The sequence below is a fragment of the Rhizobium sp. NLR16a genome, from assembly GCF_017948245.1.
Classification (GTDB): Bacteria; Pseudomonadota; Alphaproteobacteria; order Rhizobiales; family Rhizobiaceae; genus Rhizobium.
On record NZ_CP072865.1, the window covers coordinates 635,265 to 656,967 of the forward strand.

Consider the following 21,703-nt stretch of genomic DNA (forward strand, 5'->3'; position numbering starts at 1 on the left):
CGGCATTCTGACGGACCGGTCCATGTATTCCGACAGGATCCTGTCGCCGCGGGAAACCCTTTCCCGCGTCGAGCCTTTTTTGGCTCGGTTCGGCATAACGAGGGTTGCGCGACATACCGGGCTTGATGACGTCGGAATTCCCGTCTGGTGCGCCTATACTCCGAATTCGCGATCAATCGTGATTGCTCAAGGAAAGGGCCTGACCGATCTCGATGCCAAGGTGTCCACTGTCATGGAGGCCATTGAACGGGCAGTTGCCGGCGAACCTTTCGTCGATCTTGTCCGCAGCACCTCGTTCGGTCTGCAGGCGATGGGGCACAAGATCGATACGCTGAACTGCCTGATCGCCATGCATAAACCCGATCTCGGGCCCGACGAGGAGACGGAATGGGTGGCCGGCATCAACATCCTCACCGGCGAAACGATTTATATCCCTTTTGAAGCAGTGCTGCTCGACCGCACGCGTGATGCGCGATACTGGATGTCATCTGACGGCCTGGCATCGGGAAACAATATCGAGGAGGCCGTTTTCCACGGGGTGCTCGAACGGATCGAGCGGGATGCGCATGTGCTGTGGCAGGTTGGCGCGGAAAGGGATCGTTATGCCGGCTGCGTCGACCCCCGCGGCTTCCGGGACGATGCACTGACCGGGTTGATCGACAAGATCGAAAAACCAGGATTGGCGCTCAGGCTCTTCGATATCACAAGCGACATCGCCATTCCCTGCTTCACCGCCATTCTGGGTCCCGGCGATTCCGCTCCAGGCCAGCGGGATTGCCGCGGCGGCAGCGACATTCGCCTTGTCGAGGTGACCGGTGGTACGGGAGCCCATCCGTCTCCCGTGCGCGCGGCCATCCGGGCGGTAACGGAAGCCGCGCAATCCAGACTTACTTATATCAGCGGAGCCAGGGACGATATTTCTCCCGCCACGTTCTCGAGATCCTTGCCGCCGCTGATGCGGCGAGCCTTCGACGCAGTTCCGGTCTCGCCGGCTGCCGGTCCTTTCCGCCACCGAACGCCGGAACAACGGGATCTGACGCATTTGCTGCAGCATGTGTTGGAGACATTGCGAAACAAGGGGATCAGTTCGGTCATTGCCGTACGCCTGAGCGACAACACGCTTCCCTTTGGCGTCGTCAAGGTCGTTATCCCCGAACTCGAAAATCCGGAGGGGCCGCGTGCTCGCCAGTTTGGAACAAGGGCGCTCGCTAGAGCGATAGGTTTTTGAAGGTCATTTTCGCGGGTCCCAGTCTTCCCGACGCAGCCTCACTTGCCGGCGAGGGGATACGCGTCCTGCCGCCCGCCACGCAGGGCGATGTTCTGGCTGTGGTGGAACAGGGTGCCAATGTCATCGGCCTGATCGATGGCGGTTTCGAATACGCCGCGCCGGTCTGGCACAAGGAAATTCTCCGTGCTCTTTCGCTTGGCGTGACGGTCTTTGGGGCGGCAAGCATGGGCGCGCTGCGCGCTGCGGAATGTCATTCATTCGGGATGATCGGGATCGGCCGCATTTTCGAAGACTACCGGACGGGTCGGCTGGTCGATGATGCCGCCGTCGCGCTCGTGCATGCGCCGAGCGCACTGGGCGGCAAGCCGCTGACGATACCGCTCGTAAATGTCAGCGCCACGCTCGATGCCATGGAAAGGAATGAGTTGCTCCCAGATCCGCGGCGCCAAGTCATCGAGGACGCCGCGAGCGCAATATTCTTCAAGAGACGGACGTGGCGGGCAATCGTCGAGCAATGCGCTGGCGTAGCTGAGCCGGATCGCCCGCAGCTTCTGACTGCCCTCGTGTCGCATTCCGTTGATCAAAAGCGCGTCGATGCACTGGAATTGCTAAAGGTGGTGCAGTCGACCGCCGATATTCGCGTGCATGCCGATTTGTCCTGGAAACTGCGCGAAACCTCGTTCTCCACACGGCCTGTATTGTGAAGTGAAGCCGACGACCGTCACCGAGAGTTGTGTCACGCTTTTTTCACGGGCCCGACCACGTCAGCCCGCGTATCATCTCTTCCATTCGTTGGAGAAATGGGCATGGGCGTGACATCGACTGTTAAAATAGATGGAGATTTAGGGGCGAAAGACGGTCTGGACGAACTGGTCGCACTGGCACGGATGATCGCCTATGCACGCCAGGTTGCTCAGGATGTCAAACTGCAATTCGCGGCGAATTGCCTCGACCTTGCTCTTGAGGCGGTGAAGCAGGAAGTCGGGGAGGGGCTGACCAGAGAGTTGGCCGAATTGAGCTCTCCGGTTCCCCTCGTGAGCATAAAAAGTCATTAGAGCCCCGTGCGTCCTATCGGACGCACAAAGGACGCTTTAACACCCTGATCCAGGCATCGCGCTTTCCGAAAATCGATTGCGGTTCCCGGCGATGTGCCGGTCGGTGCCTTGCTGCTTCAGAACTTTGGATAACCGTGAAAAATAGCGTGGGCTCCGAGGTCATGGGCGCCCGTGTACCGGTGATGGTCGCGAACAGCAGGGTCTCGATCGTTTCAAGAGACGGGTGCTGCCGGCTGAAATGCCAGCTGCTCTGCAGGCCCAGTGTATCGGCAATCCATCTGAATTATTAGCTTCGGAGAGGCCCGGCGCCTCGTGGGCTGTCGGATGATTGCCGCTTGGTCAGAATTTGTTCGATGCCCGGCAGAAAGATAGGCTCAAATGAATGGTAAGCGGTTTCGTTGACGTTGTCTCCGGGCAAGGAGACGGCGGCGATGCTCGTTTCAGGGGCGTCTGGCGCCGGCCGGCCTGGCCGATCCCTGATTTCAATGGGTCAAATTGCGCTTCTGTGCCAGCAGTAAAATGTAATCGTCGGCAATGTCGGCGATAGCCATTGCGACTTCCGCCGGATCGCACCCCTCGACCTTCGTGTTTGCAATGAACTGATAAACCGCCTTCTCAATCTGTTTCCGGCAGATCATCACGCGTTCATCATAACCAAATTCCGGAATCTGCGATGCCATATCACTCATCAGATCGGCTCCTCACTACTTGCAGTGACCATGACACAAATTACAAGTTGAGCAAGTAAATGCTTTATGAACGGTTAATTCGATGACGAGGTGCGACCATTTCGACACAGGTTTGGTCGTGAGCGGACATTCGGGGCTTGTTGCCTGCGGCGAGGCGTTGGGTGCTCCGGAGCCATCGTTCCATGCGGGGGCGCTTGAACAAGGGTGGACGTCTCTTAGGCTGCGGCTTGTCGTACCGAGGGTCTCGGCTCATCACGCGAATTGTCATGACCAGTCGAAAGCTGCTTCATGCCATCTGGTCGGTGGCGTGATGAACGGCGATAATTCCTTGATTCACCGCTGTTTCAAAGCGTCATTCGCCTCAAGATCATCATTCTTTGATATCGAATTGCGCCGCCACGTCTTCGGTGCCGGTCGATCCGAAGACTGCCGGGTCGCCGGTCGTTGTGCCCCTTCAAAAGTATTATTTGGTTGCTGCGCAGCCGACACGGCGATGGGCAAAATAACCGGAGCGGTTTTGTGTTTTCTAACAAGAATTCATATCGGTTATCTACCGGTCAGAAATTAATAAGCCCCAAGGAGAGCATAATACAAATCAAATTATATCAAACCATGAAAACATTCATTTCAGACAAAAGTTGCATTTATATTTCTACCGAAAGATGAATGAGATTTTGCTAATGATATGTATAAGATGTGGTGACCAAATATAACCCACAGCAGGATGATCTCTGATCGACAATAATATCACCTGCGTAACTGCCCCGTCATTGCACCGGAGCTTCGGTCCTTGCTTGTGTTGTCGCTGATTTCGTCTTGTCCGACCCCGGAACCATCGCCGTTGGCTCAAACGGAGTCGGCCGGCGATCAGTCCGGCATCTCCAGCCGAAGGCGATCGGCTCGCACCTACCAGGGGTATGCCCGTCGCCAATCGCCTTTGCCCTGACGAAAACCTGGCCCGGCGGAATGCTTCAAGCTAACCCTGAAAGACTCTGGTCAGCAAAGCTGAGGACCCGCCGGGGTGGTGACGGGTCCTCGGGCAAGATTGCCTGCGCAGTACGAAGCTATGATTGCCATTAAATTCGATATTGTCACGGATTATTATTGTGGATTATGCTTTTCCCACAATTTATCGCCTTTTCAGTGTGCCTAATATTTGTGGTTTTCTCAATTGTACTTAAAAGGAGGGGTCTTGCCGATAGAGTGGAAGCGCCGGCGTTCCGAAGCATTTCGTTTTCTCTCGATTGGCGGAGATGCTCCATCTTCGAGGCGTCGCAACGGACTTTCCGCCGCACCGGCCGATCTTCGATAGGTGCCGGAACAAGGCCTTCGTCCTGAAGCGTCACCATCCGCCGACCAGCGGGATAGGGGGTCCAATTCCTCTGAGCGGCCGCACTTTGGCCAAAGCCCTGCGCGTCATCGATCTCGACGGGTGTGGGTTCCTTGTCGGGCTAAAGTTCGTTGTTGGGCATGAATGTCGGCATCGGCGAGTTTGAGCTCGGCATCCTGCGAACGCGCATGATTGGCGCGGCCCGCGCCAAAGCGCAGCGGGACCGGCAATCTATCGAATACCAACAGCTGCTGGCTAGAAATACCTTTGTCGAGTAACCACTATTCCATCTATTGACACTCAAGCCTGCATCTTGGTGTATCTTAATTGCGATCGTGGAGACTTCGGAGTTGAGAGCTTGAAGAAATCGGCAAGAAGTGATGTAACTGTTGCTGTTGTAATCCCGGCCTATAACGCGGAACGAACTCTGGCTGAAACAATCAGCAGCGTTCGTAATCAAACACATCAAGCGCTCGATATCGTCGTGGTGGACGACGGTTCTAAGGACCATACCCTGGCTATTGCGCAAGCAATCGCTGACATAGATCCGCGCGTGCGAGTATTAGAGCAAAGAAATTCCGGCGTCGCGGCTGCTCGAAATGCGGGTTGGCGCTCTACGTCTGCCGACCTAGTGGCATTCCTTGATGCGGATGACCTTTGGTCACCTGATAAAATTGAGCGACAATTGGCGGCATTGGAGAGAGGCGGTCCTAAAGTCGGGCTGGTCTACACTTGGTATGCGATGATTGACCACAAGAATTACATCATTTACCGCAGCAATGAAGTTTCCATCGAGGGAGATGTGCTCGACGAGGTACTTGCGGATAACTTCATTGGAAATGCAAGCTCGCCACTCGTACGGCGGAATATTCTTGACGCGACGGGAGGATTTGACGCCTCACTCCAACAGCGTGACGCGCAGGGATGTGAAGATCTCCTCTTCTACTGCTTGGCCGCTGAATTCTCATCTTTTGTGGTGGTGCCGGATCATCTTGTCGGCTATCGCCAAACCCCCGACAACATGTCATCCAACCTGACGCGAATGCTAAGGTCCTGGATTCTGGTCGCGGAGCAAATGCTCAAGAGACACCCGGAAAAGGATTTTGTAATCCGTGTCGGCCTACGCCGCTGTGGCCGGTGGCTCGTCCAGAAGGCGGTTGAACAGGGCCGATACCGCGCGCTCATCGAACTTGTGGCAACAATGTCGCGACATGACAAGCCAATTGCCGCCAAGATGCTCGCGGTCGACACGGGATCAAAGGCAATGAGGAGCCTCAAAAGAAAGGCCCGATCATGGCTGAAACGGGAATCTTGTTTCTCTCCAAACGCCAATCATCGCTTTGCTCTAGGAACAAAGTACGATGCGGGTTGGACGGTGGAACCCTTTGTCTCAGCCAAATAGCAGATTTGCGAAATCTGACTGGGTGATCCCGCGAAAAACCTCCTGTCTTTTCAATGCGAGCTTATCTGCATCCGCCCGCACCGTGCCACCGACGCAGCTTAGCCCGATCCGGTAGCCACACTGTTCGGCTATGTCCCGGATAGCGGGGTCGAAGTCGCCGTACGGATATGCGACCGCCAGCACTTCGCGACCTAGGCATTTCTCAAGCATAGCTTTGGAGCCAGCAAGCTCTCGCAACAGGCTCTCCGGTGCCAGGGCAGATAAACGCACGTGCCGGGCACCGTGGGCGCCCAGCGTCACGTCGCTTTTCGCGACCGCCGCAAGTTCCTCCCAAGTTAGCAGTGGAGCTGGCGGTCCATAGGCCGAATCCCATATTGCAGAGCCGCCGACCCTCTCGGTTGGGACAAAGAGAGAGGATGGGAAGCCGTATCGATGCAGCAGCGGAAGGGCATGCGTCATAAAATCGCGTGTAGCGTCGTCGAAAGTCAGAACTAATGTCTTTTCGGGCGGTTTGGCACCTTCGTCGAAACAGGCAAGCAGCCGATCCAATGTTATTCCGCGCCATCCGGCGTCGCGCAGGAAGGCCAGTTGAGATTCAAAAGCCTCCGGAGACTGGCGGTATCGAGAAAGCTGTTCCGGGCCGTCGTCGGAAACCTGATGATACATCAAGATCGGGACATCGTTCCAGTCGGCGGCCGCTTCCACAACCTGCCCGCCTCTCCAGCGCACTTGGCTGGCGACCTGAAGAGGCAAAGGCTGCGCCGTGTTTACTTCCACGCGTGTCGGCTCAAGGAAGCCCCCGTGCTCTACCTTCTCGAACCTTTGGATTCTATAAAGCGGACTCTTGGCTTCAACCGAGAGAGTTAAGTCCGGATGCTGGTCAAACATCTCACCTATGCCAATCGCGCCGAATTCATGCGGCCACCCAAATCCTGTCTCATTCGGCCTATCAACCAGGAGGTTGGCGTGGGCGGTAACGAACCAACCACCAGTGCGAAGACTGCCCGCAATCTTATCGACTATCTGCCGGAGCTTTTCTCTGTTCTCGAAATAGTACAGAACTTCACTGCAGACGATGAGATCGTAAGGCCCTTCCAGGTCGTCGCGCAAAAGATCCAACTGGCGATAGGCTACCGTGGAATCATGGTCCTGAAGCGAGGCCGCTCGAGCGACCGCCGACGCCGAAATGTCGGTTGCCAGCAGGTTGTCGACGCGGGCGGCCAACATCCGTGTAAAGGTTCCTTCCGCGCAGGCCAGCTCAAGGCCGTTTGAAAAGCGCCGATCGTCCAACAACGACAGTGTTTGGAAATATTTCACAGTCTCATAGTTGTTTCGGTAGTCCCAAGGATCGACCTGGGAAAAAAGCTCCTCCCAGTACGCTTCCGTATCGTACCTTGGCACCTCATCGCCCACCGGTCCGGTTTTTTTCGACGGCGTCTCCTTTAACATCCGGGTCGAGGCTGCAACCGCCCGCTGACGTTCCTCTTCGACGATTCGATCGAATTCAACGCGCCCAGCATGCGCGATGCCCGATATCGACTCGACGCGTGTCGGTGTCGGCTCCTCTCTGCTCCACCGACGCGCGACTCTCTTAGCTTTGGCCCAATATGATATTTTCGCCATGAGCTTCAGCACCCGTCGAGCTACTCCGCGGTGGCTTGGCGCTGCCCTGTTGGCGGAGGAGGCGCGCCGGTCATCCTGATCGAACTCCGGGCCGAACACCATCCTGAGTCGATTTCGTATCGTATCGGCTTCGATTGCTCCAAAGACAACAAACTCCACTTGCCCTAGCGGGGTCGGACCTCGCCAGATGCAACAGCGCAACCGCTCAATGCCGGGCAAGATGAGGTCGACGATAGGGCGATCCAAGTCAATTGGCTGTATCCTTGTTGTTCCGATCGTGGTGAGCACGTTGGTGGGTAGTTGGTCAGCGACCTTTCGCTCCATTGAACGAACCAACAGGGAACCAAAAGCTTCTTGGGGACCATGCCGATTAAACCAAGCCTCCAGTTCGGGAAGCTTGTCCTGGATCTTCGCCCAAAGTCCGGGCCAAATCGGCTCGTCCGGGAAGGCGCCGACCACAATGCCGTCTATCATTACCTCGATGAGCGCGTAGACATCGGCGTCAGGTGGAATAGGCTCTGCCACTCGGTCGAGCAGTTCGCCAGGATTGTCGCCTTGGCCTATTGAGGCGCCGACGAGCCAGATCGCGAGATACCAGCACGCTGTTCCCAACGCGGCCTGCGTTATTCCCTGGGCGAGCGCCGGCACCGGATCGGTGACGCGGGGATCGGAATGGTGGCCGCGCCGGATCACCTTAAGACCAAAATCGAGATGTTTGACCCTGTTTGACGACAGCGAGCCGGCCGTTACGCTAACATCAGCCATCAGGCCTTCGACAGGCGCAAACTCGGCGCCAGCCCGGGCGAGGCGCTGCCACAGGTCCCAGTCCTCGCACATTTTCATCTCTGGATCGAAGCCGCCGATTTCTGCAAGCCGGCACCGGCGAAGCAAGGCGGCGTGAATCGCGAAGGGGCAATAGCGCGCTGTTTCGGCAAACGGATTGTCCATTTTCACCGCGGGGTGAGGCTGCCACCAGGGAGCCCCATGTCTCAGGCGGCGCCAACCACAATGCAGAATGTCGGCCTGCGGCAAAGTTCGTGTGTGATGCAGCATGATCTCGAGATGGGACGGTGCCAACGCGTCGTCTGAGTCGAGAAAGACGACCCACTCGCCTTTCGCCTCTGCCAGCCCCGCATTGCGAGCAGCTGACACGCCGCTCTGCTCCTGCCGCAGCACGCGGAAGCGCGTATCCCGAGCTGCGAAACGATCCGCGATCTCGGCGGTCTGATCGGTTGAGCCATCATCAATGATGATGCATTCCCAGTCAGAATGACTTTGCGCTATCAGGCTCTCCAACGTCGAGGAAAGTGTTGTTTCCGCTCCATGCGCCGGTGTAATGATGGAAACTATGGGCATAATTGTTGCTTCCTGCGATAAAGATCACGCTGGAGTTACCGTGTCAGTTCGCGAGTATGATGATCTTTACTACTTTGAGGCAAGGTGTATTTAACCGATGGCAAAAGTGAGCCGAAATGCCTGAGCATCTCAAGGATCATGCGCTGGATCGCGCGAAGCGAGGGGACCAATACTGGCGTCGTGATCGGTGGAAGGCGTTGATTCACATCTGTCTGCAATGGAACGATCTGCTGTTAGCACTTCTGGCACGCGATCTGAAGATGAGATATCAACGGTCTGCAATTGGCCTCGGCTGGTCCTTGATGCGGCCATTGAGCCAGCTGCTGATTTTTTCCCTGATCTTTCGTCACGTCCTTCCCCTAAATATTCCCCATTACACCACCTTCGTCTTTTCCGGTGTTTTGGCCTGGGGTTGGTTCAGCACTGCTGTACCCGCAGCGGCGACTTCCATAACCGGCAGCAGCGAATTGGTGCGCCGGCCAGGCTTTCCGATCGGGATACTCCCTGTTGTCGCAGTCATCACACAGGCAGTGCACCTTCTGCTCGCTCTGCCACTCCTCTTCATCATCTCGTTTATCGAGACCGGGGGCCTTACTTTAAGCATCGCGGCACTTCCACTCGTTTTCATTGCGCAGGCGCTGTTCACGATGGGTCTGTCCTATCTTGTTGCGATCGCGCATGTCCATTTCCGCGATACTCAACATTTGGTAGGTGTATTTTTGATGCTGGGTTTCTACCTGACGCCCGTGTTCTACAGCCCGCTTAAGGCGAGTGAGCCGATGGCGCTAATTCACACCTTGAACCCGATGGCCTGGATTCTCGAGGGCTACCGCGCCATTTTCGTCGAACACGCGTGGCCTCCCGTTGCTATCTATTGGAAGACTGCGCTGATTTCTTTGCCGATGCTCTTCGCCGGCATTTGGCTGGTCGAGCGTGGCAGCGCGCGCCTGGTGGACGAACTATGAGACAAGGCGCCATCACCGTCCACGACGTCGGCAAACGCTATCGTGCGCAAGGGGGGGGGCGCTCCACCACCTTGAAGGGTTACCTTCTGTCCAGGCGGTCCATGGTGCAGTCGAAAAGCTTTTGGGGCCTGCGCCATATCAGCTTTGCGGTTACGCCAGGGCAAGCTGTGGGCGTTGTCGGGCTGAACGGGGCCGGGAAGTCCACTTTGCTGCGTCTGATCGGCGGCGTTGGTCGTCCCGACGAAGGGCGGATCAAGGTGGTGGGTCGAATTGGCGCCTTGCTCGATATTGGGGCGGGGCTGACCGACGACTTGACGGGGCGCGAGAACATCTACTTGCTGGGCGTTATCGCGGGAATGCGGCGAACCGAGGTTGCCGAGCGGTTTGACGAGATTGTGGCCTTCGCCGAGTTGGAGGCGGCGGTTGAGAACCCGGTTCGCAGTTACAGCACCGGAATGCGCATGCGCCTAGCATTCGCCGTGGCAGTCCATGTGCGCCCGGACGTCTTGCTTATCGATGAGGCCCTCGCCGTGGGCGACCAAGCCTTCCAGCAGAAGTGCATTGCAAGGGTGAAGGAGATACTGAATGGCGGCGCCACTATTTTCTTCGTGTCACACGACGTCTCGCAGATAAGAGAAATCTGCGATCACGTGCTGTTCCTGAGAGCCGGCCGCGTCGTGGGCTACGGGCCAATCGACGAAATGCTGCCGCTTTATACCTCGGCTGTCGAGGCGAAGGTCGCCAGCGTCCAGCACGAACAGTTCGCCGTTACAAAATTGCCCGTCGAACTGGTGCCGCAGGTCAGCCGGTTCGGCAATGGTGAACTCCAGATCACAGCCGTGGCGTTGCTGAATGAGCAAAGCACGCCGACAAGCACCATCGCTGCGGGCGACCGGCTGTCAATTTCATTGACCTATGTTGGTGCCACCAGAGATCGCAATGCCATTATCGTCATCGGCGTCTACGCTGCGGACGATACGTGCTGCTTCGAGATCGACAGCAAGTTGGCCGAATTCGCTCCTGTCGTAGACTCGGACACGGTGCGCATCGAAACAACACTCAATCGAATCGACCTGGCTCCGGGCGACTATCGCGTTACGGTGGGCCTTTTTTCGGCAGATTGGCAGCAGGTTTACGATTATCATGCCGAAGTCTATCCGCTCGCCGTGACCGGACCCGGCCCAAGAAAGGGTATGCTGAATCCTCCGACACTGTGGCAGCAGGTGCAGTCGCGCCCCGCCGCCTCGCCGGACCACGGCTCATTGGGTCAGCCCAGATTGGATCCGAACTCCTGATGCGCCTTGCGGTTCGAGACATCGACATTCTTGACCTTCCGCCGGATTTTGAACCGACGGGTGACTATCAGGGTGCGCTTGTGCTGATCCGGGTCGCCGGTCGTCCGTGCGGCCAAGCCGTGATCGCCTTCGACACCGAAGGCGGCAAGACGCCAATTAAGGAACGAATTCTGTCTGCGGCCGGTTCGTCGGTGTTCGAGGCTTGGTTGAGGCATCGGCTGGCCCTCCCTGACCCGTCACCGAGGCCTAGTCAGCTGCCGAAGGCTTCCGTCGTGATCTGCACGCGCGATCGTACCGAAGATCTGGAGCGCTGCCTCATCGGGCTATTGGCTATGCCCGATAAGGCCGATATCCTCGTCGTCGACAATGCCCCATCGAACGACGCCACGCGAGATTTAGTCAGCCGCTTCAACACTGTGAGATATCTGCGCGAACCGCGCCCTGGTCTCGACGTCGCGCGCAATACTGCCCTTCGCAACGCACGAGCAGACGTCGTTGCGTTCATCGACGACGATGCGGTCCCCGACCCGCTATGGCTTAGAACCTTGCTTCGCAATTTCGAGGACCCCCTGGTGCTGGCCGTAACCGGCCTCACCATGGCGGCAGAGCTGGAAACGGACTCGCAGATCGCCTTTCAACATTTTGGCGGTTTTTGCCGTGGCTTCAGGCGCCAGGTCTATGACGCCCACAACCTTGACCCGTTCACCGGATGGCATGCGGGTGCCGGCGTCAATATGGCATTGCGCCGAACCATCGTTGACGCGGTAGGATGGTTCGACGAGGCCCTCGACGCCGGAACGCTCAGCCTGGCGGGTGGCGACACGGACATGTTCCGGCGTGTGCTCGAAGCCGGTTATCGGATCATCTACGATCCCGAGGCTCTGAACTGGCACCGCCATCGTCGCTCAAGCAAGGAACTGCAGCAGCAGATGTATGGCTACGAGGCTGCATCGTTCGCCATCTTGACGAAGGCCCTCGTGTTCGAGGGAAACCCGCGTGCGCTACCTCGCATGGTTCGTTCTTACATCAGGCTTCTTCGGCGAGTTTTTCAACGTCGACAGACACACCAATTCAGCCTGCCTTACAACGACGCCTTAACCCAGTTCAGAGGGGCTGCGAGCGGCCCGGTCCGTTATCTGCGCGCGCGGGCGCGAGCAGCGAAGGCAGGGCATAAGGATGGTTGACATCAGCGTTATCATACCAACGCATAACCGTGCCGCCATGCTGAGGTCGCTTCTGGGCAAGCTCGACGCTCAGCGAGATGGGACCCCCGCATTCGAAATCCTGGTTGTGGCGGACGGCTGTGAGGACGACACGTCGACAATGCTCGCGTCGCTTCGTACCCGCGTTCCCCTTCGTACCCTGTCGTTGCCGGGCGTCGGTCCGGCACTCGCCCGTAATGCGGGGTCGCAGGTCGCGAGCGGCCGTTTATTGATCTTCCTTGACGACGACATTGAGCCCGGGGAAAACTTTGTTGGGGCGCATGTCGGTGAACATCAGCGCCACCCAGGGGGCGTAGTGATAGGCCCCTATCCGCCACTTCCGCACATTGCGACGGACCGCTTCCGCCTCAGCGCCCGCGAATGGTGGACGAGGCACTTCGAGCGCGTGTCCCTCCCTGGACATCGGTTCGCTTTTACCGATGTGCTGACAGGAAACCTGTCGCTGGATGCGGAACTATTTCACGCTATGGGCGGGCTCGATCCTCAATTCGCCCGTGCACGAGAAGACTTCGAATTTGGTCTCCGTTTGATCAAAAAAGGAGTTCCAATTCGTTTTGCTCCTGACGCACTCGGCTATCATCTCGAACATCAGACGATGACACTCACCGGAAAGATGGTGCGCAGGCATCAGGAGGGACGCTCCGATGCCTTGATGGCTCGCAAGCACCCCGACATACAGCGGCTGCTCGAGATCCATCGGTTTGCCGAAAGAAAGGGGTGGAAGAAACGTTTGCGAAGGATCATCGCCACCCGAGCCGGTTTTGTCCTTGACCCCCTCGTCAAGGCTGGTCCACGCGTCCTCCAAATGTTGGAAAAGGCTGGCCTTCGCAGGCTCTATGAGAAGGTAGAGCGGCAGCTCAATGGATATCATTATCTTCGCGGCGCCGCCGAAGTGTTGGGTGAGGATTGGCGGCTTCCGCCGGATCCGACTGCTTCGGCCAACGAAATCGAGGTGCTCGAGATCAATCTGGACCAAGGCCTTGAGGCAGCCGAAGCCATGCTGGCGGAACGTCGCCCCCTCGCTGCTCGTATCGTGAATGGGACGGTACTCGTCGGCGACATGTGTCACCAGATCGGCGCCGAACCGTGGGACGCACGGCACCTCCGTCCGTGGCTGAACCGTCAGGCAATACGCGGATATCTTCCTGTGGCGCTTGCCGAATGGCAGGCTCTGCCGAACAACGTCCCTACGCGTTTGTCGGACTTCACATTGAACTTCCTCAATAACGCCAGTTTCCGCGCGCATGCATTCGAACAGCACCTCCAGTGGATGCAGGCGAAATTGCGTTCAGCACTCGATGAAAATACGAGTAAATCGTAGCGGCCAGACTGCTGCAGCCGAGGCTAGAGCTTTTCCGGGTTAGATTGAAGCATTCTGCCGGAGCAGGTTTTCGTCAGGGCAAAGGCGATTTGCGACGGGCATACCCAGGTACGTCCGAGCCGATCGCCTTTGATCCTGGCGGAAGCATGCCCGGCCCACCGGCCGCACCGCTTCGCCGTGGGCGAAGCGACAAGTGCGTCCGGCGATTCCAAGGTCTTGCAGATTTGCCAAGCAAATCTGCGGGAGGGTTGGCTGAAACGGGCCGGCTGATCGACCGGCCGGCTTGGCCGTAGAACTGGGCTACGACGCGCGCCGGCCGGTCGACCATCCGACTCCGTTTGAGCCAACAGAATGATTCAATCTAACCCGGAAAAGCTCTAGATAGTGAAGGGGTACCGGAAAATTCATATCCTTGAGATCAGACGGAATTGGTACTCGCATCCATACACTCTCGATCGCACCCTTGAGCCGTGCGCATCGAGCCTAAATCGAGATCGATCTTCGGAAGGCACGATGCGTCAGTTCGGAAAATCGGAGTAGCCTTCGTGCGTCCGAAAGCTGCCCGATTAGCGCCGCGCCGTTCGCAATTGCGATGACTGTTGGTCCGTCTTCAGTTTTTCCCTGAACCAGTCGAGCGTCAGAGCCACACCCTGTTCATAAGTGATCTTGCACGACCACTCGGGCATGACGTAGTTCGCATTGCTGAGGTCCGGCCGCCGGTTGGTGGGATCCTGCGGGGGGGAGGGCTCGAAGACGATCGGCGCGCCGCCGACGAGGCGGGAAACATATTGCGCGACCTCCAGAACCGAGATCTCGCGATCGTTGCCGACATTCAGGGGCCCCTTATAGTCGGTTTGGTTTATCCAGAAATATCGGGCGAAACCGTCGACGATATCGTCGACATAACCCCAGCTGCGGGACTGCAGACCGTCGCCGAATACGGTGATCGGCCGGCCCAAGAGCGCCTGGGTGATGAAGTTGGAGACCGCGCGCCCATCGTCGGCGCGGGTGCGGGGGCCATAAATGTTGAAGGGGCGGACGACCTTGACGTCGAGCCCCTGGGTGCGCTGCATTTCGAACAGCAGCGATTCCGTGCAGCGCTTGCTCTCGTCGTAGGACGAGCGTGGCCCGGTACAGTCGACCTGGCCTTTGTAGGATTCCGGCTGCGGCGAGACCAGCGGATCGCCATAGACTTCGGAAGACGAAGTAAAGCCGAAGCGACCGCCCTTCTTCAGAAGATCGAGAAGCCGCATTGCCCCGAGAAGATTGGCGGAAATCGTCCGCTTCGGCTCCTTCATATACCAGGGCGGCGACGCGGGAGAGGCAAGGTGGTAGATTTCGTCGAATTTATCGGAGGTCTGCAGGGTTTCGACGTCCGATTTCACGAAGTGGAAACGCGGGTCCTTGATGTGCTCTATGTTTTCGAAAAGTCCGGTCCAAAGATTGTCGACAACGACGAGTTTCTGAACGTCAGTCCTGAGCAGAAGTCGGTCACACAGATGAGATCCGATGAAACCAGCTCCGCCCGAAATCAATACAGTTTTCATTTGCATTGCCCCTGATGACTTCAAAAAGGTAATTGTCTATTAGCATTCCCTATAAGAACTGGCAATTGCCTAGAGAAATTCTAAGAAATACTCGCGCGTTAATCTTAATTATTAATGTTCAGTACTTAAGGTAGCATCGACCTGTGTACTGCGGGGCGAAGTTGCGGACTGTTGGACATGCTATAGCCGGCTCGACTACAGCATGTCCGTCAGTCGCAAAGAGTTCTCTATCATAAGGGCGCAGTCGCGCATCGGGCTAAGGTCCGACTCGAGACGAGCACTTGATTCAGAGCATTGCCCTCGCTGTGCTTCGCGGACGACGCGTAAACAGTCCGCTCCGCGTCCGTCACGCAGACTGCACCCTTTGCGATCAGTCGGCCGCAAGCGCGGTCAAAATCTGATAGGCGGCGGCCACCCGATCCTCATTGGGATAATTTTTATTGGCCAGGATGGCGATTCCGAGGCGTTCCTTGGGAATGAAGGCGACATAGGCGCCGAAGCCGTTGGTCGAGCCTGTCTTGTTGATCCAGACGTCGTCACGCGGTTTCATCGGTGGCCTGAACTCAGAGACCGGAATTGTCTTCAGCATCGCGGCCGAATTGCCCTCGAGCAGGCTCGCCAGGGTGGCGGGATAGGCATATTGCTCCCAGATCAGATCCTGGGTCATCGCCCCGACGCTGAAATATCCGGTATGGGTCCTGGCAATCGCCTGCTGCAGCGTTTGGTCGAGCTTGACCAGGCCCATATTGGCGCCGACGAAGCGGATCATGTCGCCGGCGGTCGATCTCACGCCATAGGCTTCGGAGGAGAGCAGGGCGGGGGTCAGCCGCGCCGGCTCGCCACTGCGCTTATAGCCTTGGGCATAATCGGCCAGCCGCGACTTTGGCACCTTGATAAAGGTGTTCTTCAATCCGAGAGCGGCAAACAGTTTGCCCTCCATCAGGGCGGTGAAATCGCCGCCCATCGCCTTCGCCGTGATGTAGCCGAGCATGCCGATGCTTGGATTGGCGTAACTTCTCTGCGTCCCCGCCGCGTAAGAGGGCTCCCAGGCAGCGAAATAGGAAAGCAGCCGCTTTTCGGTGTTGACGTCGTCAGGCAGCTGCAGCGGAAATCCGCCAGCGGCATGGGTGGCGAGATTGATCAGCGCGACATCGCCGAACGGCTTGCCCTTCATCGCCGGCAGATATGTGCTCACCTTGCCGTCAAGCGAAAACCCGCCCTTCGCGTCAGCGTAAGATGCCAGCGTCGCAGTGAAAGTCTTGCTGATCGATCCGAGTTCGAACAGCGTCGTCGGCGCCACGGACCGGCCGGTCTCTTTCGACTCGACGCCATAGGTGAAGACATGCTGCTCTCCATCGATGGTGATGCCGACGGCAACGCCCGGGATGGCATTCTTCTCCATGACCGGCTTGATCGCGGCGTCGGCGATCGCCCTCACTTTCGCGGCATCGGCGGCAAAGCCGCTTGCGCAAGTGCATGTCGAGATCAAAGCGGCTGATAAAATTCTTACCCCAATAATATTCATATCGGTCATCCTCCAAAGGTCGGTCAACAGAGCGTGAAGCGCACTCAGGCCGCGTTTAAAGGCGCTGTTTTCCGATCACAAACGATGATATCTCGCGGGAGATAAAAGAAAATCTAGGGCTTACATGGTTCGTCCATTCCTTCCGCTGAACGGTCTCCGCGCCTTCGAAGCCTCCGCGCGACATCTGAGCTTCACCCGCGCCGCAATCGAGCTCTGCGTCACCCAGGCGGCCGTCAGCCAGCAGGTCAAGGGCCTGGAGAAGCGGTTGGGGGTGGCGCTGTTTCAGCGCCTTCCCCGCGGCTTGAAGATCACCGCGGAAGGCGAAGCGCTGCTGCCGACGGTCACCGCCTCCTTCGACCAGATGGCGACGACGCTCGGCAGGATCGAGGCAGGGCAGGTGCGCGAGCTGCTGTTCCTCGGCGTCGTCGGAACCTTCGCCGTCGGCTGGCTCCTGCCGCGGCTTGCGGATTTCCAGCGCCGGCATCCCTTCATCGATCTGCGCATTTCCACCAACAACAACCGCGTCGATCCGGCGGCGGAAGGGCTCGATTTCGCCATCCGCTTCGGCAGCGGCTCATGGCACGGCACGCAGGCTGAGAGCCTGTTCGAAGCGCCGTTTTCGCCTCTCTGCATCCCGAAACTGGCCGATGATCTCCAATCGCCGGCAGACCTTGCCGGAGTGACGCTGCTTCGCAGCTACCGCACGGATGAGTGGAGCACCTGGTTCCAAGCCGCGGGCGTGCCGCCGGCCGCCCAAGTCAATGCCGGCATCGTCTTCGATTCCTCCGTCGGCATGATGGAGGCGGCCCTGCAAGGGCTCGGCGTGGCGCTCGCCCCGCCCGCGATGTTTTCAAGGCACCTCTGCTCGGGCGCGATCGTTCAGCCTTTCGCCACCGCCATCTCGCTCGGAAACTATTGGCTGACGCGCCTGCAGTCGCGGCCGGTCACGCCGGCCATGCGCATTTTTTCCGACTGGATCTTTTCGGAAATCGAAGGGTAATGCAGGGGAGCGCCCACCGGAATGGGCGCTCCGATTAGGGCGTCATTTCTGGATGCAGGTGTCGACCGTATCCTTGGTGCACTCGTCAAGCCCGGTGAAGACCGGATCGTCGACCTTCTTGCCGGCGATGAGATCCATCATCACGGTCGGCGCCTTGTAGCCCATTTCGAAGGGCCGCTGGCCGACGAGCGCGGTCACGAGGCCCTCCTTGGCGATCGCCACTTCGTCGCCGATCGTGTCGGCGGCGCCGATGACGAATTCGTTCTTGCCGATCTTGTCGGCCATCGGCTTGAACAGGTCGCGATAGGGCTGCGGTGCGCCGAACAGCGGCCAACCGCCCATGATGCCGAAGGCATCGAGGTCGGGATTGGCGGCAAGGATGTCGGTCATCGCCTGCACGCCCTTGGCGCCGTCGTCATTGGTAAAGACCGGGCAGCCCGCCACCTCGGTCCAGCCGCCTTCGCCCTTCAGGGCGTCGAGCCCCTTCTTGCCGCTCAGCGTGTCACGCATGCCCTGGGCGCGGCGCAGGATGTTGTCGGCGCCGGGATTGCCCTCGATGGTGCAGATCTTGCCGCCCTTCGGCTTGGCCTTCTTGATATACTCGCCGATCTTGGCGCCCATCAGGTAGTTGTCGGTGCCGAGATAGGTCTTGCGCAGAGCCGAATCTTCGGCCGCCAGATCGGCGTCGAGCGTCATGACGGGCACGCTCGGATTGGCCGTCTTCAGCGTCTGGGCGATCAGCTTGGCGTTGGAGGGCGAGATGGCGATTGCCGCCGTATCGGCCTTGCCGAGCATATCCTGGACGATCTGCGCTTCGCCGGCCTCGTCCGAGGTCGATGCCGGGCCGGTATAGAAGCATTCATATTCGGCCGAGGCGTTTTCCTTGTTCCACTTCTGGCAACCCTGGTTAATCGCCTCGAAGAACGGATTGTCGAGGCCCTTGACGACGATGACCAGCTGCTTCTTGGCGGCCATGGCCTCACCGGCCGTGAACGCCAGGACTGCAGCAGCACCCAGCAATAATGCCTTCCTCATAGCTTCCTCCCTTTTGAAATGGCGGACGCCTTCGCCCGCCCTGTTATCAACCGGGATACCAGACGATACGAGGCTCCTCCCTTGAACGCCGGTATTCCCAGGCTGAATCGATGAGCTTTTCCAGATCGTAGACGGGGCGCCAGTCCAAGAGGAACTTCGCCTTGCTGTTATCCATCCAGTTCGAGTGATATTCGCTCGGGATGTCGACCGAGCCGAGCCCGCGCGTGCGGGCGAGATAAGCGGCGACCTCGCCGTAATCGACCGGCCGGTCCATCGCGATGTTGAAAAGCTGCCCCACGGCGCGCGGATTGTCGATCGCCGCCAGGATCGCCGTGACAAGATCGTCGACATGGACGAAATTGCGCTTCAGCGGCCGCCCGTCGGCATCGCGCAGCAGCGGCACCGTGCCGGCGCGCGCATAACGTTCCGCATCGGCCGGCGGCACCAGGCTCTTCCAGTCCGGCCCGCCGAAGACATCGTCACCAAAAGAGAGGGTAAACTTGAAATCGTCCTTCTCCATGATCCAGGGAGCGCGCAGGCAGCAGCTGTTGATGCCGTATTGGATGGCGAACTGCTCGAGCATCACCTCTTCCAGCACCTTGGAGAGCGCGTAGCAGCCGGGATAGGCGCTATGCGGCGTCTTTTCGGTCACCGGTCCGTCATGGCGATAGAAGAAATGCCCGATGCCGGCATCGCCGCCGATCAGGATGAACTGCTTTGCCGTGGGGCTGGCGCGGAACGCCTCGAGCAGCCAGAACAGCCCCTTGACGGTGATGTCCATCACATCCGCGGGGATCTCCTTGCAGGTGGCGAGGTGCACGACATGGGTGACACCGTCCATCGCCGCTGCGACGACGTCGCTGTCGGCGATCGAACCCTTCACGACACTGACGCGGTCGGTTTCATCAAGCACGCGATTATGGCAAAGCGCGCGAATGCGTGCTTTGGAAAATCGCGGCTCGTCAAGCAGCCCAGTAATGAAGCGCCGCCCGACCTTGCCCGTAGCCCCGGTGACAAGGATCAGCATACCTCTCTCCCCAGCAACAGCTAATATGCGCGCGTTTCCCGCGTCAATCTGTATTTGTCGTACTAAATAGATTTTTGTGATGAGGGGCCGTTTTAGCGGACATTCGATTGACGATTCCTGGCGCTTTTGCATTAATGAACCCAATCGCTCTTCCGGGAGGAGATCGGCAAAAGCGAGATCGCAGGCGTCTGACCGGCAACTGGCGGCGAAGGCAGACCTGCAGGTTCCGGGGAGGGTGGTCGGCTGGTTGCGGTTCTCGAACTCACCAATATTTCTAAGCACTTCGGCGCCATCCAGGCTGTCAATGACGTGTCGTTTACGCTCGAAGCCGGCCAGGTCGTCGGCCTGATGGGCGATAACGGCGCCGGAAAGAGCACGCTGGTCAAGATGATCGCCGGCAACTTCCGGCCGAGCGAGGGCACGATGCGCCTCGACGGCAAGGAGATCGTCATGCACCGGCCGGTCGAGGCGCGCCAGCACGGCATCGAGATCGTCCATCAGGATCTGGCGCTCTGCAACAATCTGACGGCCGCCGCCAACGTCTTCCTCGGCCGGGAGCTCAGTCGCGGCGTCGGCCCGTTCCGCATTCTCGATTACAAGACGATGTATCGGCGCGCCGGCGAGATCTTCAAGGAGCTGAAATCGGAAACCCGCCCGCGCGATCTCGTCAAACAGATGTCGGGCGGTCAGCGGCAGGCGGTGGCGATCGCCCGCACCATGCTGTCGGAGGCGAAGATCGTGCTGATGGACGAGCCGACGGCCGCCATCTCGGTTCGCCAGGTGGCCGAGGTCTTGAACCTGATCCGCGAGCTGCGCGATCGCGGCATTGCGGTCGTGCTGATCAGCCATCGCATGCCCGACGTGTTCACCGTCGCCGATCGGGTCATCGTCATGCGCCGCGGCCGGAAAGTCGCCGACAAACCGATTGCGGCGAGTTCGCCGGAGGAAGTGACGGGTCTCATAACAGGCGCCATCGAACAGGTTTGAGCGGCGCGGCACGGCAGAAAAGAAGGTCAGCAATGGCAGTTACCCTTGACCAGACGATTGCGCAGAGAGAGCGAAGCCGGCTTTCGGAGTTCGTCGGCAGCCAGACCTTCTGGGTGCTGATCGCCGTCATTCTCGCCTGCCTCTTCCTGTCCTTCGCCACCGATTCCTTCGCGACGGCGAAGAACCTCTACAACATCACCCGCAACGTCACCTTTGTCGCCATCATCGCGCTCGGCATGACGCTCGTCATCATCACCGGCGGCATCGACCTCTCCGTGGGCTCGGTGCTCTGCCTCTGCAGCATGGTGCTGGCGGTCACCATGCATGCCGGCTACGGCATCGAAATCGGCATCGCGGCCGCGATCGGCACGGCGCTTGTCGTCGGCGCCTTCAACGGCGTGATGATCGCCTATCTCGATTTCCCGCCCTTCGTGGTGACGCTCGGCATGCTGTCAGTGGCGCGCAGCCTCGCCATGGTCGCCTCCAACAACACCGTGGTTTTCCAGTTCGGTCCCGATCACGACAAGCTGCTGGCGCTCGGCGGCGGAGCCTGGTTCCTCGGCATTGCCAATCCCGTCCTTTACATGATCATCCTGGCGCTGCTCACCGGCTTCGTGCTGCGCTGGACGCGCTTCGGCCGCTATATCTTTGCCATTGGCGGCAATGAACACGCCGCAACGCTGACCGGGGTTCCCGTGCGCCGCATCAAGGTCGCCGTCTACATGATCTCGGCGCTGTCTGCCGGCATTGCCGGCATCGTCCAGACCGGCTGGCTCGGCGCCGTCACCACCAATATCGGTGCCGGCATGGAGCTGCAGGTCATCGCCGCCGCCGTCATCGGCGGCGCCAATCTCGCCGGCGGCGTCGGCACCGCCTTCGGCGCCCTGGTCGGCGCGGCGCTGATCGAAGTGATCCGCAACAGCCTCGGCCTGCTCGGCATCAACGCCTTCTGGCAGGGGACCTTTATCGGCGGCGCGATCGTGCTGGCGGTGCTGTTCGATCGCATCCGGAATTTCAGGCAGAGCGAGTAGGCTGCGATCCTTCGACAGCCGCCTGCGTAAACCATGAGCTGAAGCGCGAGCGGATCCGAAAGGT

The 21,703-nt window shown here is 58.8% G+C and carries 18 protein-coding genes; 12 read left to right on the forward strand and 6 right to left on the reverse strand.

Annotation, left to right across the window (positions count from 1 at the left end; all coding sequences use genetic code 11):
• Window positions 1-40 precede the first annotated feature (40 nt).
• The 3 genes from J7U39_RS02885 (at window position 41) to J7U39_RS02895 (ending at window position 2,283) form a co-directional block, all read left to right on the forward strand.
• Window positions 41-1,228, forward strand: a complete 1,188-nt coding sequence (locus J7U39_RS02885) for a YcaO-like family protein (protein ID WP_210631577.1) — start codon at window positions 41-43, stop codon at window positions 1,226-1,228.
• Window positions 1,225-1,932, forward strand: a complete 708-nt coding sequence (locus tag J7U39_RS02890) for a TfuA-like protein (protein ID WP_210630268.1) — start codon at window positions 1,225-1,227, stop codon at window positions 1,930-1,932. Before J7U39_RS02885 ends, J7U39_RS02890 begins: the two co-directional genes overlap by 4 nt.
• Before the next feature lie 102 nt (window positions 1,933-2,034).
• Window positions 2,035-2,283 (forward strand): hypothetical protein, encoded by a 249-nt coding sequence (locus tag J7U39_RS02895; protein WP_210630270.1) that lies wholly within the window; start codon window positions 2,035-2,037, stop codon window positions 2,281-2,283.
• Window positions 2,284-2,765: 482 nt separating this feature from the next.
• Here J7U39_RS02895 and J7U39_RS02900 read toward each other — a convergent pair whose 3' ends face one another.
• Entirely contained in the window at window positions 2,766-2,972 is a 207-nt protein-coding gene (locus J7U39_RS02900) for a hypothetical protein (RefSeq protein WP_004676311.1), read from the reverse strand.
• 1,464 nt (window positions 2,973-4,436) lie between these two features.
• Between J7U39_RS02900 and J7U39_RS02905 the strand changes: the two genes are divergently transcribed.
• Window positions 4,437-4,580, forward strand: coding sequence for a hypothetical protein (locus J7U39_RS02905; protein WP_210630272.1), 144 nt, complete (start codon window positions 4,437-4,439; stop codon window positions 4,578-4,580).
• Window positions 4,581-4,660: 80 nt separating this feature from the next.
• Complete coding sequence (locus J7U39_RS02910) at window positions 4,661-5,704, forward strand: glycosyltransferase (protein WP_210630273.1); 1,044 nt, start codon at window positions 4,661-4,663, stop codon at window positions 5,702-5,704.
• Here the strand turns inward: J7U39_RS02910 and J7U39_RS02915 are convergent.
• A complete protein-coding gene (locus J7U39_RS02915) occupies window positions 5,693-8,683 on the reverse strand; it encodes a trifunctional glycosyltransferase/class I SAM-dependent methyltransferase/polysaccharide deacetylase (RefSeq protein WP_210630275.1) in 2,991 nt (996 codons plus the stop codon). The genes J7U39_RS02910 and J7U39_RS02915 overlap by 12 nt on opposite strands.
• Before the next feature lie 116 nt (window positions 8,684-8,799).
• Here J7U39_RS02915 and J7U39_RS02920 point away from each other — a divergent pair, with 116 nt between their 5' ends.
• From J7U39_RS02920 to J7U39_RS02935, 4 genes are read left to right on the forward strand one after another with little or no spacing between them, the layout of a single operon-like run.
• Window positions 8,800-9,648 (forward strand): ABC transporter permease, encoded by an 849-nt coding sequence (locus J7U39_RS02920; RefSeq protein WP_210630277.1) that lies wholly within the window; start codon window positions 8,800-8,802, stop codon window positions 9,646-9,648.
• Window positions 9,645-10,943 carry an ABC transporter ATP-binding protein gene (locus J7U39_RS02925; protein ID WP_210630278.1) on the forward strand — a complete coding sequence of 433 codons (1,299 nt, stop codon included), beginning with the start codon at window positions 9,645-9,647 and terminating at the stop codon, window positions 10,941-10,943. Before J7U39_RS02920 ends, J7U39_RS02925 begins: the two co-directional genes overlap by 4 nt.
• Window positions 10,943-12,127 (forward strand): glycosyltransferase, encoded by a 1,185-nt coding sequence (locus J7U39_RS02930; protein WP_210630280.1) that lies wholly within the window; start codon window positions 10,943-10,945, stop codon window positions 12,125-12,127. The genes J7U39_RS02925 and J7U39_RS02930 overlap by 1 nt, the downstream gene beginning before the upstream one ends.
• Window positions 12,120-13,487, forward strand: coding sequence for a glycosyltransferase (locus tag J7U39_RS02935; protein ID WP_210630282.1), 1,368 nt, complete (start codon window positions 12,120-12,122; stop codon window positions 13,485-13,487). Before J7U39_RS02930 ends, J7U39_RS02935 begins: the two co-directional genes overlap by 8 nt.
• Window positions 13,488-14,053: 566 nt before the next feature.
• Here J7U39_RS02935 and J7U39_RS02940 read toward each other — a convergent pair.
• Both J7U39_RS02940 and ampC read right to left on the reverse strand, forming a co-directional pair.
• Complete coding sequence (locus J7U39_RS02940; RefSeq protein WP_210630284.1) at window positions 14,054-15,034, reverse strand: NAD-dependent epimerase/dehydratase family protein; 981 nt, start codon at window positions 15,032-15,034, stop codon at window positions 14,054-14,056.
• A 370-nt stretch (window positions 15,035-15,404) separates the two neighbouring features.
• Window positions 15,405-16,559: a class C beta-lactamase gene (gene ampC, locus J7U39_RS02945; RefSeq protein ID WP_210630286.1), complete on the reverse strand. Its 1,155-nt coding sequence runs from the start codon at window positions 16,557-16,559 to the stop codon at window positions 15,405-15,407.
• A 124-nt stretch (window positions 16,560-16,683) separates the two neighbouring features.
• Between ampC and J7U39_RS02950 the strand changes: the two genes are divergently transcribed.
• Window positions 16,684-17,559, forward strand: a complete 876-nt coding sequence (locus tag J7U39_RS02950) for a LysR family transcriptional regulator (RefSeq protein WP_210630287.1) — start codon at window positions 16,684-16,686, stop codon at window positions 17,557-17,559.
• A 42-nt stretch (window positions 17,560-17,601) separates the two neighbouring features.
• Here the strand turns inward: J7U39_RS02950 and J7U39_RS02955 are convergent, their stop codons facing one another.
• A complete protein-coding gene (locus J7U39_RS02955) occupies window positions 17,602-18,594 on the reverse strand; it encodes a sugar-binding protein (RefSeq protein ID WP_210630289.1) in 993 nt (330 codons plus the stop codon).
• Between the two features lie 46 nt (window positions 18,595-18,640).
• Entirely contained in the window at window positions 18,641-19,621 is a 981-nt protein-coding gene (locus J7U39_RS02960) for an NAD(P)-dependent oxidoreductase (protein WP_210630291.1), read from the reverse strand.
• 243 nt (window positions 19,622-19,864) lie between these two features.
• Between J7U39_RS02960 and J7U39_RS02965 the strand changes: the two genes are divergently transcribed.
• Entirely contained in the window at window positions 19,865-20,608 is a 744-nt protein-coding gene (locus tag J7U39_RS02965) for an ATP-binding cassette domain-containing protein (RefSeq protein WP_210631578.1), read from the forward strand.
• Between the two features lie 32 nt (window positions 20,609-20,640).
• Window positions 20,641-21,639 carry an ABC transporter permease gene (locus J7U39_RS02970; protein ID WP_085779084.1) on the forward strand — a complete coding sequence of 333 codons (999 nt, stop codon included), beginning with the start codon at window positions 20,641-20,643 and terminating at the stop codon, window positions 21,637-21,639.
• The last annotated feature ends 64 nt before the right edge of the window (window positions 21,640-21,703 follow it).